The sequence below is a fragment of the Citrobacter youngae genome, assembly GCF_003818115.1.
GTDB lineage: Bacteria > Pseudomonadota > Gammaproteobacteria > Enterobacterales > Enterobacteriaceae > Citrobacter > Citrobacter youngae.
On the sequence record NZ_RPOI01000016.1, the window covers coordinates 311,449 to 327,082 of the forward strand.

A 15,634-nucleotide genomic window follows, 5' to 3' on the forward strand; every position below is an offset into this window, starting at 1 on the left:
CCCTGAGTTAGTCGTCGCCTTTGAGTTTTTTACGCTCAACGTACAGCGCTGCCGCTTCACGAACGAAAGCTGCACAGATTTTTGCCTGATAACGATTTTCGAGATCGTCGGCGATAGCCATCAGCTCATCTTTTGTTGAGCGGTACGGGCGCAGCGCGTTGTAGATCTCAAGAATACGATCGTCAGGAACAGCGGTTAGCTCGGCAGCGCGCTCAAAGTTCATTGCCAGCCTGTCACGTCCGGCATCTTTGGCGATTTCCGCCTGGAGGCGCAGTGTTTCAGGGGTGATGCGCATGTCCTGCGCGGTCACTTTGTTGCTCAGAACATTTTCAAGCGTGAAGTCGTCCAGCGTTTTGTTGGTCGCAGTTTTTACCCACTCAGGATGTTTATTCGCGAGAGGGTAATCCGTGACTTTCGCGGTATGTGCTGATGAACTTGCCGCGGGCGGAGTCGCGGACTCGCCTTGCAGGCTGTTCATCCGGCTCAACACATCCCGAACCATCGATTCAATTGCGTCGGTATTCATGGAGGTATCCTTTATCAAAGCGCCACGCGCAGTTCCTGCGGGTTTTTGCCTGTCACAACGTATTTGGTCTCTTTAATGTGCAGAATGGCCGATTTTGCCTGGTACTTAGGACGGGCCATCTGGTCATTCAGAGTCGGGACCGGTTGCGGAGATTCACGCTTGGCATAACGCGCGGCGTTTTTACCGATCTGACGATAGGTTTCCAACGTCAGAAGCGGTGCCTGAGGGAACAGCTCCAGGTTTGAAAGCGGCGGTAACCCCTGCTGGTGGATAACCGTGGTGCCTTTTGACTGGATGCCGATAGAGATCCCGGAACCGCTTAGACGGTTACCCTCAACGGCAACAAACGCCACATCGGAGGATTTAAAGCAGCGGATAACGCGCGCTTTAATGCCTTCTTCTTCAATACCGGCAATCACTTCGCGCAAGATATTCTTATGCGGGATCCCTACAATATTGACGGTTTGCGAGAGCCCGAACGCCGGCCCTACGGCAATAATCACTTCGTCCTGTTGCTGGCCTTGTTTGGCTTCACCAATCTCGGTCAGAAAGCTGTCGCCCTGTGCCGCAGCAGCCTGAGGTGCGCTTGCCGCTGTAGATGCGCGGAAAGAGACGGGTTTGTCGCTGGTCTGCATTTCAGACAACACATCTTCAATTATCTGGCGCAGCAGTTTTTCATTAATTTCCATTTTTCACCCCTTAGCCAAGCTCGTTGGGATCAAGTGCGCCAGGGATGTTTTTGATCTCTTCCCAGCGTTCGCCTTGCAGGCGATAACCTGTTGCCGGACCGGCATAGTCATTGACGTCATTTACTGCGGACAGCACCTGTCCGTCGCCAACGATAATGGCGGAGGTATGCAGATAATCCCCGGTTAACTTGGCTTTCTGGATGTTGAGCATGTCCTGAGCGACATCGGTAAACCCGCCCTGAGCAAGAGCTTTCACCACTTCCAGACCGTTACGGTTTTTATTGATGATCTCTTGCGCAAATTTGATGTCTTCAACGATGTTACGCTCTGGCATATCTTTTGAACCGTGGGCGTGGGTCGCGGCCTCGACTTCTTCGTCGGTGATTGGCGGTAATCCCATCCCGGCGAATACGGCCTGCAGTGCGCGAGCTGCTTTATTGCGAATGGCGATAACGTCTTCTTCTCGCACTGGACGCAGACCACCGTCGACTTTCAGATCGCGCTGGATGACGTTGTAATCGTCAAAATCTTCGGCATCCTCGTTGGAACCGGCGAACATGTTGTCGTAGTTCGGAACAGCGGAATAACCAGATGAAATGAAATCTGTACCCGGCAAGAATTGCATCAGCAGACGAGCAGTACGACGCATATCGGAGTGGGTAAAGGTCTGGTCATTACTGGAGGCACACTCCAGATCCAGTGACGAGCAGATCAGGTTTTCTGCCAGCACCGCGCGAATACCCGATGGCACGGCTGAGGGTACGCCAATGCAACTTACTGAACCGTTTTGCAAACCCTGAACGCCAGCTGCCTTGGTGATGTAAATGCAGCGCGCTTCCAGATAAAGCATCGATTTGCCTTCGGCGTAGCCCATCTGAACTTCTGAACCGGAGCCAGATGTGAAGCGCATTTTCAGGCCGCGTGAAGCGTAAGAAGAGGCCAGAAAACCTTTTGACCATGGCGTGTCGTCACCGTCTGTAAAGACGGGTTCAGTACCGTAGACGGAGATGGTTTCTGCGTAGCAGGTGTGGCCCAACATGCCGAGTTTCAGCTCGGTGGCTTCTTCCAGAGAACACTGAGTTAACACACCTGGGCGTCCAACCTGCGAACCTACCAGCAGTGCAATCGCGTTAAACGGCGCGTAACGTGCAACAGCAACGGTCGTTTCCTGCTCATCAAAGCCACGCCAGGCACCCTCTGCAGCATCGGCGGCAATCTGTACCGGGTTATCTTTGACGTTAGTCACGTGCGCTTGTTGAGATGGGGTACGGCGGGCACGCATTTTCTGCATGGCCATCATCATCTCAACGACGTTCATGTGCGAAACCACTTCCACAATTTTCGCTGGCGTCATTGCCGTGGTCAGAGGAACAATGTCCATACGCTTGACGTTGGGGTCGCAAAGCATATTGGCGAGTTTAACCGAGTCCATCGCCATCACCTCTTCAGCGCGAGCCAGGTTAATGCCGTAGCGCGCGATGAAGTGGTCAATCAGATCAAATTCACTGGCGGATTTGCCGTCCAGTTCAGTGACCATCCCGTTGACGATTTTAATCGACGGCTTAGGGTCGTTTGGGCTTTCCATCGCAATGAAGCCTTCTTCGATCCACTCCTTAACGAAGCCGTCCTGATTCACAGGGCGTTTCGCCAGTGCTTCAAATCTTTTCGATCTCATGAATCAGCCTCACTGATATCAGATATAGGACGGACGGTCGTTTTTGGGTTCTGAGCCGAGGGTCGCCAGCACGGTTTTACCGATTTCACGGGCTGAGATAACAGCCTGACGCACGGCCCCTGAGTCACCGGAAATGACCAAAATGGCTTCGTTGCTGAAACTGGTGCCATGGGCGGGGGAGCTGTAGGCCACCACTTCAACATTGGCGGATTTCAGCGCCGTATCGGCCATCAGGACACCTACGGATGCGGGTGCGCCGACGATGACGCCACAGGCACGACCAATCGGTGCGCCAAAGGCTTTTTCCAGCGCGTAGCTGGCGCGTGCGGTGTATTGCATCTCGATGTGACCGGCTTCGTTGGCATAAACGTCGCCAAAGGTGCGATCCAGCTCTTTCAGCGCAACTTCAATCCCGCGCTTCACGTCAGAAACGTCGTTACCGCCGAGAATTATTAGCGAACCATGACCAGCGCCGCCTTTGGTATCACGCGGCAACTCGATGCTGACGACTTCAGTATTTGTGGCTTTCACCGCTTCATCAGCAGCCATGATGTGTGGACCCGCACCAGTACGTGCGCCAAGGATGCCAATGGAGCGATAACGCTTTTCAAGTTTCATCGCGTCCAGTAAGGCGCTATCTACGTTGGCGATCACCAGACCGACGGTGTCGCCAATCGCAGTACCGACAAATTCCGTTAAACTGCAGCTCTTCTCTGCCATAGCCGTTTCTCGTGTTGGAGGATTATTTTCAGGGATAGCCTGCTGTTCTGGCGTTGCCACACGAGCAATCACCTGCGCCATGATCTGTTCAACCAGCTCATTGCTGCTCATTAGCTAATTCCCTTCGGTAAGATTTTTTCGACATCGGTATGAGGACGTGGAATGACGTGTACGGCTTTCACTTCTCCCACGTTACGGGCCGCGGCGGCACCGGCATCTGTTGCTGCTTTAACCGCGCCGACATCACCGCGGACAATGACTGTTACCAGTCCCGAACCAATTTTTTCGTAGCCGACCAGCATTACATTGGCTGACTTCACCATTGCATCTGCGGCCTCTATGGCTGCAGTTAAGCCTTTGGTTTCTACCATTCCTAACGCTTCTTGTTGCATAAAGACCTCGCCTGGGTTGTCCCGATTTTCATGACTATAAAAAGAAGCGAGGAAAAAGAATGGCTGACTTGAATGTATGAGAGAAAAAATAGTGAGGAACTGGTGATATAAAATTGCTGTTAATTATTTTATTATGTTGTTTTTATTGATTATTTTTAGATTTGTTGATGTGATTATTTGGTTATGTTAATTCCATATTTACACTTTTGAACGTGACAGGTGAAATATCATTTGCTATGCGGGGAAAATGAATTTGTGACGGTTATCTGAAAACAAGATTATGCTATTGGCAATATTTTATTATTTCTAAAATGTACAAATAATAGAGAAATTCCCCGTCATCTGGCTTTGTTTAATAAAAGTGATGGCAAGAATTTGCTATCGCAACACGATTTTTAAAGTCATACCGCCCGCAGATTGCCAACAATTTGCCGACATGGCTTTTTATAGTAAGCCTCGAAGTATTCTACTTGCCAGCAAGGAGTCCGCTGGTAAAGACACGAACTCTGCTTAGAAGGTGTCACAATGAACGATTCACTAAAAGCGCAATGCATTGCCGAGTTTTTGGGGACCGGGTTGTTTTTGTTTTTTGGCATTGGATGCCTGAGCGCCCTGAAAGTAGCCGGTGCCAGTTTAGGGTTATGGGAGATCTGCATTATATGGGGACTGGGGATCTCTCTGGCAGTTTATCTGACAGCAGGGATCTCAGGTGCACATCTCAATCCCGCTATCACCATCGCACTGTGGTTGTTTGCCTGTTTTCCAGGTCGTAAAGTGTTGCCGTACTCCATTGCTCAGGTGGCTGGTGCCTTTGGTGGCGCTCTGCTCGCCTATTTGTTGTATGGCAGTTTGTTTATCGAGTACGAAACCGCCCACCACATGGTGCGGGGTAGCCTCGAAAGTTTGCAGCTTGCCAGCATATTTAGCACTTATCCTGCCGCTGCACTCAGCGTCTGGCAGGCTGCACTGGTGGAAGTTGTGATTACCTCCATTCTGATGGGGATGATCATGGCGCTCACCGATGATGGCAATGGGATTCCCCGGGGGCCGTTGGCACCACTACTGATCGGTATTCTGGTTGCCGTTCTTGGGGCATCGACCGGACCGCTTACCGGATTTGCCATGAATCCGGCTCGTGATTTTGGGCCAAAATTGTTCGCATGGATGGCGGGCTGGGGGGATGTCGCGATGACTGGGGGGCGTGATATTCCTTACTTTATTGTCCCGATCGTGGCACCTATCATTGGCGCTTGTGCGGGGGCAGCAATTTATCGTTACTTTATTGGCAAAAACTTACCGTGTAATAGCTGTAAGCTGGAGGAAAATGAGCGTTAGCTTCACGGAAAATGTTTATTTTTGAAATGTAATAACTGTTTTCGTGATCAGGTTTCCTGAACCGCTTAAAAAGTCTCCCAAGAATGGGAGACTTTTGTTATGTTCGAATACGCCTTTTATCATTGCTCTGGATAGCGAGATGAAAAGCAGATGTAAATAATGTGTTTTATTTATAACAATAAATTAACTGAGAGGTTTTATCATGATTTCTGCGAGTGCCCTGAACTCAGAACTCATTAATAAAATCGCACAGGATTTTGCGCAGGCCACCAGTCTGGCTGTTGTGGTTGTCAATATTCACGGTGATGAAATTTCTGAGCTTTTTAATTTCACTCCTTTTTGCCAGTTGATGCGCCAGCATCCTCAGCATAGTACACGATGTCGTATGAGCGATCGCTGTGGGGGACTGGAAGCTTCAAAATCCGATCAACCCTGCATTTATCGCTGCCATGCCGGACTTACCGACTTCTCCATTCCGCTGGTCATTGCGGGACATCTGGTCGGGTTTGTCTTATGTGGTCAGGTGCGCCTAAGCAATGACGTGGGGCTGGTGGATATTCTGAACGTGGACGACCGTTGGCAAGCCGATCCCGAACTGGTGAGTGAATTTCGTAATGTACCGGAAATGGACTATTCGCGGGTTATTGCTTCCGCGGATTTGCTAAAGCTCATTGTAGAAAATTGTCTTAAAAAACAACTGAATTTCGTCGTAATCAAAGACAATCCGCAGCAGTCAGAACCGGTACGCGCTAACCGCAGTACCAATCCGCATGACAGTAAAATGAAGAAAGCCTTGCGCTATATTGATGCGCATTTATCAGACGAGCTGCGTCTGGAAGATGTTGCCTCTCACGTTTATCTCAGTCCTTACTATTTCAGCAAATTGTTCAAAAAATATCAGGGGATAGGGTTTAACGCATGGGTAAATCAACAGCGAATGGCGAGTGCCAAAGAGTTGCTTTGTCATAGCGACTGGAGCATCGCCAGTATTGCGCGAAATTTAGGCTTTTCACAAACCAGTTATTTTTGCAAAGTATTCCGTCAAACGTACCAGGTTACGCCGCAGGCTTTCCGTCAGCAAATAAATGTCACCTCATCTGAAGAGACAGCTTAAATAGCAATAATTTGCTATTGCCGATTTTTGATATCGTACGCTATGTCAGTCATTATAAAATGAAAAATAACTACAGCAGTCAATAAATTGTCATAGCGCAACAAAATAATAGTATTTGAGGGATAAACTGCACCAGTTTTTATTTTTGTGATGAGATACAGTGTCTGTGTGAAAGACTTTCTTTATTCTTTAATGACGCTTTCATTCAAAAAATGAACATATGAATAAACGGGTTGAGGCCATAACATTGGTTGAATGTACCCGGCAAGATATTAAATTGAATTATTGTCATGAGGTCGTGAATTTGCCTCAAGACACAGAGCCAAATTAAATCGGCTCTTGAACTGACAGGTTTGCCACATTTGTGGTAGGGAAGGGGGTGAGAATCCCCCGCAGCCCCCGCTGCTGTGATGCTGACGACCCCGTATAGACCACTGATCGCAAGATTGGGAAGGACGGGCGAGGACGACGCTAAGCCAGAAGACCTGCCTGTCGGTGACTACCAACAACTTCGGTGGGAAGTGGGTTGCGCAGATGCATACAGTCGAGAGACTGGGTATCTATACACCCCTACCACCCTGAACAGGATCAGGGTATGGCGGCCAGTTTTCACGCATTTGTTCTTGCAGGTACCGGTAGCGGCTGTGGCAAAACCACGGTGACGCTGGGCTTGTTGAGCCTGATGAAAAAGCGCGGTTTACGCGTCCAGCCATGCAAAGTCGGTCCTGATTACCTTGATACTGGCTGGCACACCGCGGTGTGCGGCACGGCTTCCCGTAATCTTGATAGCTTCATGCTACCCACCTCTACACTGAATGCCTTATTTTGCGAGCAGATGCAGCACGCGGATATTGCCGTTATCGAAGGCGTTATGGGGTTGTATGACGGCTATGGTACAGACCCTGATTACTGCAGTACTGCGGCGATGGCGAAACAGTTAGGTTGCCCGGTCATCTTGCTGGTTGATGGTAAGGCGGTTTCCACTTCGATAGCCGCCACGGTGATGGGATTCCAGCATTTTGATCCCAGTCTGAACATTGCAGGCGTGATTGTTAATCGGGTCAACAGCGAAACACATTACCAGCTACTCAAAGTTGCCATTGAGCGTTACTGCTCCGTGCCTGTATTAGGCTACGTTCCCCGCATGGAGGGCGTCGCGCTTCCTGAACGTCATCTGGGTTTAGTTACCGCTCGTGAGTCAGTTATCAACCAGCAGCCGTGGCAGGATTTTGCCGCGACGCTGGAACAGACGCTGGATATCGACGCGTTGTTGGCATTAAGCCAGTTAAACACCCTTCCTGTTGGCGAATGGCCCGCGCTACCGGCAGCAGACGCAGGAGCAGGGTTAACGCTGGCCATCGCCGATGACGAAGCGTTCAACTTTTACTATCCGGACAATATTACGCTGCTGGAGCGCACGGGCCTCAATATTGTTCGTTTTAGCCCGCTGCATGATACCTGTTTACCAGACTGTCAGATGATTTGGTTAGGCGGCGGATATCCGGAACTGCATGCTGCGGCCCTGGCCCGTAATGTCACCATGCTGGAGCAACTGCGAGCGGCGCATCAGCGTGGCGTCGCTATTTATGCAGAGTGCGGAGGGTTGATGTATCTCGGTAGCTCGCTGGAGGACAGCAACGGCGATTGCTGGCTAATGGCGGATATCATTCCTGGGCACAGCAAAATGGGCAAACGGCTGACCCGGTTTGGCTACTGCGAGGCACAAGCCACACAGCAAACATTACTGGCAACGGCCGATGAAGTCCTGCGCGGGCATGAATTCCACTATTCCGACTTTACCCCTGAAACCCCGGCGGTGATGAATTGCCGCAAGGTGCGTGATGGCAAAACGCTGCAAGCCTGGTCCGGCGGCTGGCAGGTCGGAAACACCTTCGCCAGTTATCTGCACGTTCATTTTGCCCAGCGCCCCGAAATGCTCAATCACTGGCTGGCCGCTGCGAGGAATGCGCTATGACGATACTCGCATGGTGCGTTGCCTGGCTGCTGGATTTTATCATTGGTGATCCGCAGAACTGGCCTCACCCGGTGCGCTGGATCGGCAACCTTATCTCCGCAATCCAGCGCGTCATTCGGCGTTATTGCCATAGTGATAGCACGCTGAGAATCGGCGGTGCCGTGATGTGGCTCGTGGTGGTTGGTGTGACATGGGGCGTTTCCTGGGGGGGGTTGACACTGGCGAATTCCATTCACCCGTGGCTGGGATGGGGCGTAGAGGTGTGGATGATCTTTACCGTGCTGGCGGGGCGTTGTCTGGCAAATGCTGCGCTGGATGTAGAGCGTCCATTGCGTGCCAATAATCTTGCCGAAAGTCGGGAAAAACTCTCCTGGATTGTGGGACGTGATACCTCACAGCTGCAACCAAAACAGATCAACCGCGCCGTGGTGGAAACCGTGGCGGAAAACACCGTTGACGGCATCATCGCGCCGTTGTTCTTCCTCTTACTGGGCGGTGCGCCACTGGCGATGGCCTACAAAGCGGTGAATACCCTCGATTCAATGGTGGGGTACAAACATGAAAAGTACCGTGCTATCGGCATGGTCAGCGCCCGTCTGGACGATGTCGCTAACTTTATTCCGGCAAGACTGAGCTGGCTGTTGCTGGGTGTGGCGGCGTTTTTATGCCGCCAGGACGGCGTACGCGCTTTGCAGATTGGCTGGCGTGATCGCTACAACCATAGCAGTCCAAACTGCGCATGGTCGGAAGCTGCTGTGGCCGGCGCATTAGGTATTCGCCTGGGAGGGCCCAATGACTACTTCGGCGAGCGCGTTGAAAAACCGTGGATTGGCGATCAACAACGAGACATTTCTGTAGACGACATTTCCCAAACGATTCGATTGATGTGGGTAGCATCGACCCTGGCACTGGCGCTTTTTATTGCGCTGCGCTGGCTGTGGCTCGGTGTCGCCTGAGGACAACAAAATGCACTATATCCAGCAGCCTCAAGCAATTGAGGCCAAAAGTTTCGACATCATTGGCGAGATTATCAGTGAAACCCGCCCGGACTATCAGTTTTCCAGTCCGTTGCATGAAGCCATCATCAAGCGGGTGATCCACACCACCGCGGATTTCGACTGGCTGGACATTCTCTGGTTTTCCAGCGATGTGCTGGAACAGTTTTGCGCTGCATTGAGTCGCCCGAGCGTGATTTATACCGATACCACGATGGCGCTTTCCGGGATCAACAAAAACCTGCTGGCAAAATTCGGTGGCGAATGCCGCTGTTACATCAGCGACCCACGTGTGGTGCGGGCAGCAAAAGAACAGGGGATCACTCGTTCAATGGCTGCAGTCGACATTGCCGTGAAGGAAGAGGGCGAAAAACTGTTTGTCTTTGGCAACGCGCCAACCGCGTTGTTCCGACTGCTGGAACATGATGCACCTGTCAGCGGTGTGGTTGGCGTACCGGTAGGATTTGTTGGCGCGGCGGAGTCGAAGGACGCACTGACACAAAGTCATCTGCCCGCCATTGTCGCATTAGGTCGCAAAGGTGGCAGTAACGTCGCCGCCGCTATCGTCAACGCCATGCTTTATCACATGCAGGGGGTGCGATGAGCGACCAGTCCTTCGACACGCCAGTGTGGCACAACGGTAAAGCGCTGCGTAAAGGATACACCACGGGATCGTGTGCGACGGCGGCGGCAAAAGTCGCTGCGTTGATGGTGCTGCGCCAGCATCTGATCCATCAGGTTTCCATTGTGACGCCTTCCGGGGTGACGTTATGCCTGAACGTGGAGTCACCGCATATCGAAGGGCAGCAGGCGATTGCCGCCATCCGCAAAGATGGTGGCGATGATGTGGACGCCACGCATGGGATGCTGATCTTTGCCCGCGTGACGTTAGACGATAGCAAAGAGATCGTCTTACAGGGCGGTGAAGGTGTCGGTACGGTGACCCGTAAAGGGATTGGTTTGCCGGTGGGCAGTTCGGCGATTAACCGGACACCTCGTCAGACCATTGAGTCCGCAGTACGTGAAGCGATTGGACCAAATCGCGGGGCAAAAATTGAGATTTTTGCGCCTGAAGGTGAAGAACGGGCGCAAAAAACCTACAACTCGCGGCTGGGGATTCTGGGCGGTATTTCGATCATTGGTACCACGGGCATTGTTACGCCGATGTCAGAAGAGAGCTGGAAACGTTCGCTATCGCTGGAGCTGGAGATCAAACGCGCGGCAGGGCTGGATCGCGTAGTACTGGTACCGGGTAATCACGGCGAACGTTTTGTGCGTGAGCAAATGGGGATCGACACACAGGTTGTGGTCACTATGAGCAACTTTGTCGGTTACATGATTGAAGAAGCGGTACGCCTGGGATTCCGCCAGATCGTGCTGGTCGGCCACCCCGGCAAACTTATCAAAATCGCGGCAGGGATCTTCCATACCCACAGTCATATCGCTGATGCCCGCATGGAAACGCTGGTGGCTCACCTCGCATTACTTGGCGCGCCGTTGGAACTGCTGACGCTGGTCAGCGACTGCGATACCACCGAGGCGGCGATGGAACACATCGAAGCGTATGGTTTCCAGCACATTTATGACCATCTGGCCAGGCGCATCTGTATGCGCGTCCTGCAAACGTTGCGTTTTACCAAAAATCCCCCGACCTGCGACGCCATCATGTTCTCTTTTGATAACCAGGTGCTGGGGAGCAATCGCCCGATCGCCGAGATCGCTGAGGAGATGCAATGTTAACCGTTGTAGGGATGGGGCCCGCAGGGTTGCATTTGATGACGCCGGTGGCGCGCGATGCGGTTGCAATGGCCGATGTGCTGATCGGTGGCAAGCGACATCTGCAGCAGTTCCCGGATTTTGCCGGTGAGCGGTTTGCTCTTGGCGCCAATATTCCAGAGCTATTGAACTGGATAGGCGAACATCAGGCGCAAAACGTGGTGGTGCTGGCATCCGGCGACCCGCTGTTCTACGGCATTGGCACGCGGATGGTGGCGCATTTTGGTATTGAAAATGTGCGCATTATTCCCGGCATTAGCGCGGTGCAGTATCTGTGTGCGCAAGCGGGTATTGATATGAACGACATGTGGCTCACCAGTAGCCATGGTCGCAGCGTCTGTTTCGATGAACTGGCGCGACATAACAAGGTTGCGATGGTGACCGACGCGCTGTGTGGTCCGCGTGAAATTGCACAGCAGTTGGTTGCCAGAGGCAAAGGACATCGCTGGATGGTGATTGGCGAAAACCTGGCGATGGACAATGAGCGTATCCACTGCCTGCCTGTGAGCAAAATTACAGCCGACTATGACATGAATGCAGTGGTGATACTCGATGAAAGATGAGCTTTTTCTACGTGGAGAGAAAGTGCCGATGACCAAAGAAGCGGTACGCGCACTTGCCCTCTCAAAACTTGAATTACACCGCGCCAGTCACCTGATTGATATTGGTGCCGGAACCGGCAGCGTGTCGATAGAAGCCGCGCTGCAATACCCAGGATTACGCGTGACGGCAATTGAGCGTAATCCGGATGCGCTCAGGCTGCTGGACGAAAACCGTCAGCATTTTGCCTGCGCAAATATCGACATTTTTCCAGGTATCGCGCCGATGACTATCGCGGAAAAAGCCGATGCCATTTTTATGGGCGGCAGCGGCGGCCATTTGACCGAACTGATTGACTGGTCAATGCGTCAATTGCATCCCGCAGGGCGGTTGGTGATGACATTTATCCTTCAGGAAAACCTCAACACCGCGCTGGCTCATCTGGACCGTCCTGGCGTACAGGGCGTGGATTGCCTGCAACTGCAGGTTTCCTCACTTACCACGCTGGGTAGTGGTCACTATTTCAAACCGAATAACCCCGTATTTGTTATCGCCTGTCAGAAGGAAGGAACCCATGTCTGAGATTTTTGATCCCCGTAGTGTGTGGTTTGTTGGCGCAGGTCCTGGCGATCGCGAGCTGATTACCCTCAAAGGGTACCGGTTGCTCCAGCAGGCACAGGTAGTTATCTATGCCGGATCGCTGATTAACACTGAATTACTGGAATATTGCCCGGCCGGAGCGGAATGTCATGACAGCGCCGAACTGCATCTGGAGCAGATCCTTGATCTGATGGAAGCGGGTGTGAAAGCCGGTAAAACCGTCGTGCGTTTGCAAACCGGTGATGTTTCCTTATATGGCTCCGTGCGTGAGCAAGGCGAAGAGTTGACTAAACGCGGGATCGACTGGCAGGTGGTGCCTGGCGTTAGCGCATTCCTGGGTGCGGCTGCGGAGTTGGGCGTCGAGTATACCGTACCGGAAGTGTCGCAGAGTTTGATCATTACCCGTCTGGAAGGTCGCACGCCGGTACCGGAACGTGAACAACTGGAGTCGTTTGCCAGTCACCAGACATCGATGGCGATTTATCTTTCCGTCCAACGTATCCACCGGGTTGCTGAGCGTCTGATTGAAGGCGGTTACCCGGCGGCCACGCCAGTGGCGGTGATCTACAAGGCAACCTGGCCGGAAAGTCAGACCGTGCGCGGTACCCTGGCAGATATTGGCGACAAAGTTCGCGACGCAGGGATCCGTAAAACGGCGCTCATTCTGGTCGGTAATTTCCTGGGCTCGGAGTATCACTACTCCAAACTCTATGCGGCGGATTTTAGCCATGAATACCGTAAAGCCTGAATCACTTGCGCTATTTTGCCTGACCCCCGGCGGCGTTGTGCTTGCTAAACGTCTGGCGGCGATGCTGCCGGTAACCTGTTTTACCAGTGAAAAGCTGCTGGAGGAAGGGTTTATTCCCTTCGAAAACGGCTTTGCTAATACCGCCCGCGAAGCGTTTGCGAATTACTCGGCGCTGATTTTTATCGGGGCGACCGGCATTGCGGTGCGCGTGCTGGCCCCGCTGGTCAACGACAAATTTTGCGATCCGGCAGTGGTGGTCATTGATGAACGTGCCCAGCATGTCATTAGCCTGCTCTCCGGTCATGCGGGAGGAGCTAATGCTCTGGCGCGTTATCTGGCGGGGATGCTGGGGGCCGACCCGGTCATTACCACCGCGACGGATGTTAACGATATGGCGGCGCTGGACACGCTGGCGTTTCAGTTAAATGCCCGTATGAATGATTTCCGCTCGGCGGTCAAAATTGTTAACCAGATGCTGGTCAGCAACAAACGGGTTGGTCTGTGGTGGGACGACGAACTGGCACAGGACGTCAGCCATTGCGACCGCCGTGGATTTATCACGGTGACCGACCTCAATCAGCTTCCTGAACTGGATGCGCTGATTTGTATTACCTTGCGCAACAATCTGCCTGAGCTGCCAGTTGTGCACTGGAAGCTGGTACCGCAGCGAGTGGTTGCCGGAATTGGCTGTCGTCGGGATACGCCGTTTCCACTGTTAGCAGCGCTACTGGCACGTCAACTCGAAGCACAGCGCTTCGACCCGCTGGCGTTAAAAGCCATTGGCAGCATCACGCTGAAAAAAGACGAACAAGGGCTTATCCAGTTGGCCTCCTGTTGCCGCGTGCCTTTCGAAACCTTTACCGCTGACGCGCTGCGTGAGCATGAACACCGTTTTCCGGCCTCATCGTTTGTTCGCAAAACGGTGGGTACAGGAAGCGTTTCCGGTCCTGCAGCCTGGCTGCTGAGCCACGGACAACTGTTAGGCGAGACCCTGCGAGAACAGGGCGTCACGATCACTTTGGGAGTTTCACACTGATGTTAAGCGTAATTGGAATTGGCCCTGGCTCGCAGGCAATGATGACCATGGAAGCCGTTGAAGCATTGCAGGCAGCGGAAATCATCGTGGGTTATAAAACCTACACCCATCTGGTAAAAGCGTTCACAGGCGACAAGCAGGTGATCAAAACCGGGATGTGCAAAGAGATTGAACGCTGTCAGGCGGCGATCGAACTGGCGCAGGCGGGTCACAACGTGGCGTTGATCAGCAGCGGTGACGCTGGGATTTATGGTATGGCCGGGCTGGTACTCGAACTGGTCAGCAAGCAAAAGCTGGACGTTGAGGTCCGGTTGATACCTGGCATGACCGCAAGTATTGCCGCCGCTTCTTTGCTGGGTGCGCCGCTAATGCACGACTTCTGCCACATCAGCTTAAGCGATCTGTTAACGCCATGGCCGGTTATCGAAAAACGCATTATTGCTGCCGGTGAAGCTGACTTCGTTATCTGTTTCTACAACCCACGCAGCCGGGGTCGCGAAGGACATCTGGCGCGTGCATTTGAACTGCTTTCCGCCAGCAAGAGCGCACAAACGCCGGTTGGTATTGTGAAGTCAGCCGGACGTAAAAAGCAGGAAAAATGGCTGACCACGCTCGGTGATATGGATTTTGAACCGGTGGATATGACCAGTCTGGTGATCGTGGGCAATAAAACAACCTATGTTCAGGACGGCCTGATGATCACGCCACGAGGTTATGTGCTGTGAATTATGGTGATGTGCTGGTCATGGGCGGCACCAGCGACGCGCGCATGCTGTGCCAGCAACTGGATGCGGCAAACGTGGCTTACACCCTGTCAGTTGCGACCCCGACGGGAAAGCAGCTTGCGGGAGACATCAAAGGTCAGGTGCGCTGCGGGCGTCTGGAACGTGAGCAAATGATTGCCTGGCTTCAGGAAAATCGGACGCGCTGGGTGATCGATGCCTCGCATCCTTACGCCGAGGTGGTGAGCCGCAACATCATGAATGCCTGCGAAGCGGCGGGCGTACTGCTGAGTCGCTATCAGCGCCCTGAACAGTTAAGCGGTTTAACCCACCCGCACTTGTATACCGTACAGAGCATTCAGCAAGCCAGCGAGGTTGCGCGGCGCTTCGGTGACCGCGTGCTGCTGACGACCGGCAGTAAAGATCTGGCCATCTGGCGCGAAGAGTTGCCTGAAAAAACGTTGCTGGCGCGCGTCCTGCCTGTACCCGAAGTCATTCAGCAATGCGCGGACCTGGGATTTGGCGTCGGTGAGATCTTTGCGCTGTGCGGACCGTTTAGCGCCGAGTTCAACGCTGCGTTTTATCGCCAGTGTCAGGCTGATGTGGTGATCACTAAGGCATCAGGCGCGGAAGGGGGTTATCAGGAAAAAGTGCAACCCTGTCTGGATGCCGGTATCCCCTGCATCGTGATTACACGCCCGGCACCGTTGGTGACGGGAGAAGAATTACTGGAAAGTCAGGCTGCCTTTGCGGCGCGTTTAACGCGCTGGCTGGCCGCGGCTTAAGGAGTT

General features: G+C 52.9%; 17 protein-coding genes and 1 riboswitch. Of the genes, 12 read left to right on the plus strand and 5 right to left on the minus strand.

The features are described from left to right. Window positions 1-7 precede the first annotated feature (7 nt). From pduE to pduA, 5 genes are read right to left on the minus strand one after another with little or no spacing between them, the layout of a single operon-like run. The gene (gene pduE, locus EHN13_RS14575) at window positions 8-526 is read right to left on the minus strand and encodes a propanediol dehydratase small subunit PduE (RefSeq protein WP_003030243.1); all 519 of its coding nucleotides are present in this window, start codon (window positions 524-526) and stop codon (window positions 8-10) included. 14 nt (window positions 527-540) lie between these two features. Next, the gene (gene pduD / locus EHN13_RS14580; RefSeq protein ID WP_003844241.1) at window positions 541-1,215 is read right to left on the minus strand and encodes a propanediol dehydratase medium subunit PduD; all 675 of its coding nucleotides are present in this window, start codon (window positions 1,213-1,215) and stop codon (window positions 541-543) included. Between the two features lie 10 nt (window positions 1,216-1,225). After that, window positions 1,226-2,890, minus strand: coding sequence for a propanediol dehydratase large subunit PduC (gene pduC, locus EHN13_RS14585; RefSeq protein ID WP_124021645.1), 1,665 nt, complete (start codon window positions 2,888-2,890; stop codon window positions 1,226-1,228). Between the two features lie 18 nt (window positions 2,891-2,908). After that, entirely contained in the window at window positions 2,909-3,721 is an 813-nt protein-coding gene (gene pduB / locus EHN13_RS14590) for a propanediol utilization microcompartment protein PduB (RefSeq protein ID WP_005128019.1), read from the minus strand. After that, window positions 3,721-4,002: a propanediol utilization microcompartment protein PduA gene (gene pduA, locus EHN13_RS14595; protein ID WP_003030255.1), complete on the minus strand. Its 282-nt coding sequence runs from the start codon at window positions 4,000-4,002 to the stop codon at window positions 3,721-3,723. Before pduA ends, pduB begins: the two co-directional genes overlap by 1 nt. Window positions 4,003-4,527: 525 nt before the next feature. Between pduA and pduF the strand changes: the two genes are divergently transcribed. The 12 genes from pduF (at window position 4,528) to EHN13_RS14655 (ending at window position 15,628) form a co-directional block, all read left to right on the plus strand. Further along, window positions 4,528-5,337 (plus strand): propanediol diffusion facilitator PduF, encoded by an 810-nt coding sequence (gene pduF, locus EHN13_RS14600; protein ID WP_048211992.1) that lies wholly within the window; start codon window positions 4,528-4,530, stop codon window positions 5,335-5,337. 202 nt (window positions 5,338-5,539) lie between these two features. Continuing rightward, complete coding sequence (gene pocR, locus EHN13_RS14605; protein WP_048211991.1) at window positions 5,540-6,451, plus strand: transcriptional regulator PocR; 912 nt, start codon at window positions 5,540-5,542, stop codon at window positions 6,449-6,451. A gap of 332 nt (window positions 6,452-6,783) precedes the next feature. Further along, a riboswitch (cobalamin riboswitch) is annotated at window positions 6,784-6,958 on the plus strand. An 88-nt stretch (window positions 6,959-7,046) separates the two neighbouring features. Continuing rightward, entirely contained in the window at window positions 7,047-8,426 is a 1,380-nt protein-coding gene (locus tag EHN13_RS14610) for a cobyrinic acid a,c-diamide synthase CobB (protein ID WP_124021646.1), read from the plus strand. After that, the gene (gene cbiB / locus EHN13_RS14615) at window positions 8,423-9,382 is read left to right on the plus strand and encodes an adenosylcobinamide-phosphate synthase CbiB (protein ID WP_124021647.1); all 960 of its coding nucleotides are present in this window, start codon (window positions 8,423-8,425) and stop codon (window positions 9,380-9,382) included. Before EHN13_RS14610 ends, cbiB begins: the two co-directional genes overlap by 4 nt. A 10-nt stretch (window positions 9,383-9,392) precedes the next feature. Beyond that, entirely contained in the window at window positions 9,393-10,025 is a 633-nt protein-coding gene (locus EHN13_RS14620; protein WP_124021648.1) for a cobalt-precorrin-8 methylmutase, read from the plus strand. After that, on the plus strand, window positions 10,022-11,161 hold the full coding sequence (gene cbiD, locus EHN13_RS14625; RefSeq protein WP_048211987.1) for a cobalt-precorrin-5B (C(1))-methyltransferase CbiD: 1,140 nt from the start codon (window positions 10,022-10,024) through the stop codon (window positions 11,159-11,161). Before EHN13_RS14620 ends, cbiD begins: the two co-directional genes overlap by 4 nt. Then, the gene (locus EHN13_RS14630; protein ID WP_048211986.1) at window positions 11,155-11,760 is read left to right on the plus strand and encodes a cobalt-precorrin-7 (C(5))-methyltransferase; all 606 of its coding nucleotides are present in this window, start codon (window positions 11,155-11,157) and stop codon (window positions 11,758-11,760) included. The genes cbiD and EHN13_RS14630 overlap by 7 nt, the downstream gene beginning before the upstream one ends. Beyond that, on the plus strand, window positions 11,750-12,319 hold the full coding sequence (locus EHN13_RS14635; protein WP_048211985.1) for a decarboxylating cobalt-precorrin-6B (C(15))-methyltransferase: 570 nt from the start codon (window positions 11,750-11,752) through the stop codon (window positions 12,317-12,319). Before EHN13_RS14630 ends, EHN13_RS14635 begins: the two co-directional genes overlap by 11 nt. Then, window positions 12,312-13,085: a cobalt-precorrin-4 methyltransferase gene (locus EHN13_RS14640; protein ID WP_005123046.1), complete on the plus strand. Its 774-nt coding sequence runs from the start codon at window positions 12,312-12,314 to the stop codon at window positions 13,083-13,085. Before EHN13_RS14635 ends, EHN13_RS14640 begins: the two co-directional genes overlap by 8 nt. After that, complete coding sequence (gene cbiG / locus EHN13_RS14645) at window positions 13,066-14,121, plus strand: cobalt-precorrin 5A hydrolase (RefSeq protein ID WP_061067717.1); 1,056 nt, start codon at window positions 13,066-13,068, stop codon at window positions 14,119-14,121. The genes EHN13_RS14640 and cbiG overlap by 20 nt, the downstream gene beginning before the upstream one ends. Next, window positions 14,121-14,846, plus strand: a complete 726-nt coding sequence (locus EHN13_RS14650) for a precorrin-3B C(17)-methyltransferase (RefSeq protein ID WP_048211983.1) — start codon at window positions 14,121-14,123, stop codon at window positions 14,844-14,846. The genes cbiG and EHN13_RS14650 overlap by 1 nt, the downstream gene beginning before the upstream one ends. Then, window positions 14,843-15,628 (plus strand): cobalt-precorrin-6A reductase, encoded by a 786-nt coding sequence (locus EHN13_RS14655; RefSeq protein ID WP_048211982.1) that lies wholly within the window; start codon window positions 14,843-14,845, stop codon window positions 15,626-15,628. Before EHN13_RS14650 ends, EHN13_RS14655 begins: the two co-directional genes overlap by 4 nt. The last annotated feature ends 6 nt before the right edge of the window (window positions 15,629-15,634 follow it).

Bases quoted from the DNA above. Each gene is read 5' to 3' on its own strand.
- pduE (WP_003030243.1), bottom strand. From the start codon at position 526: ATGAATACCGACGCAATTGAATCGATGGTTCGGGATGTGTTGAGCCGG.
- pduD (WP_003844241.1), bottom strand. From the start codon at position 1,215: ATGGAAATTAATGAAAAACTGCTGCGCCAGATAATTGAAGATGTGTTG.
- pduC (WP_124021645.1), bottom strand. From the start codon at position 2,890: ATGAGATCGAAAAGATTTGAAGCACTGGCGAAACGCCCTGTGAATCAG.
- pduB (WP_005128019.1), bottom strand. From the start codon at position 3,721: ATGAGCAGCAATGAGCTGGTTGAACAGATCATGGCGCAGGTGATTGCT.
- pduA (WP_003030255.1), bottom strand. From the start codon at position 4,002: ATGCAACAAGAAGCGTTAGGAATGGTAGAAACCAAAGGCTTAACTGCA.
- pduF (WP_048211992.1), top strand. From the start codon at position 4,528: ATGAACGATTCACTAAAAGCGCAATGCATTGCCGAGTTTTTGGGGACC.
- pocR (WP_048211991.1), top strand. From the start codon at position 5,540: ATGATTTCTGCGAGTGCCCTGAACTCAGAACTCATTAATAAAATCGCA.
- EHN13_RS14610 (WP_124021646.1), top strand. From the start codon at position 7,047: ATGGCGGCCAGTTTTCACGCATTTGTTCTTGCAGGTACCGGTAGCGGC.
- cbiB (WP_124021647.1), top strand. From the start codon at position 8,423: ATGACGATACTCGCATGGTGCGTTGCCTGGCTGCTGGATTTTATCATT.
- EHN13_RS14620 (WP_124021648.1), top strand. From the start codon at position 9,393: ATGCACTATATCCAGCAGCCTCAAGCAATTGAGGCCAAAAGTTTCGAC.
- cbiD (WP_048211987.1), top strand. From the start codon at position 10,022: ATGAGCGACCAGTCCTTCGACACGCCAGTGTGGCACAACGGTAAAGCG.
- EHN13_RS14630 (WP_048211986.1), top strand. From the start codon at position 11,155: ATGTTAACCGTTGTAGGGATGGGGCCCGCAGGGTTGCATTTGATGACG.
- EHN13_RS14635 (WP_048211985.1), top strand. From the start codon at position 11,750: ATGAAAGATGAGCTTTTTCTACGTGGAGAGAAAGTGCCGATGACCAAA.
- EHN13_RS14640 (WP_005123046.1), top strand. From the start codon at position 12,312: ATGTCTGAGATTTTTGATCCCCGTAGTGTGTGGTTTGTTGGCGCAGGT.
- cbiG (WP_061067717.1), top strand. From the start codon at position 13,066: ATGAATACCGTAAAGCCTGAATCACTTGCGCTATTTTGCCTGACCCCC.
- EHN13_RS14650 (WP_048211983.1), top strand. From the start codon at position 14,121: ATGTTAAGCGTAATTGGAATTGGCCCTGGCTCGCAGGCAATGATGACC.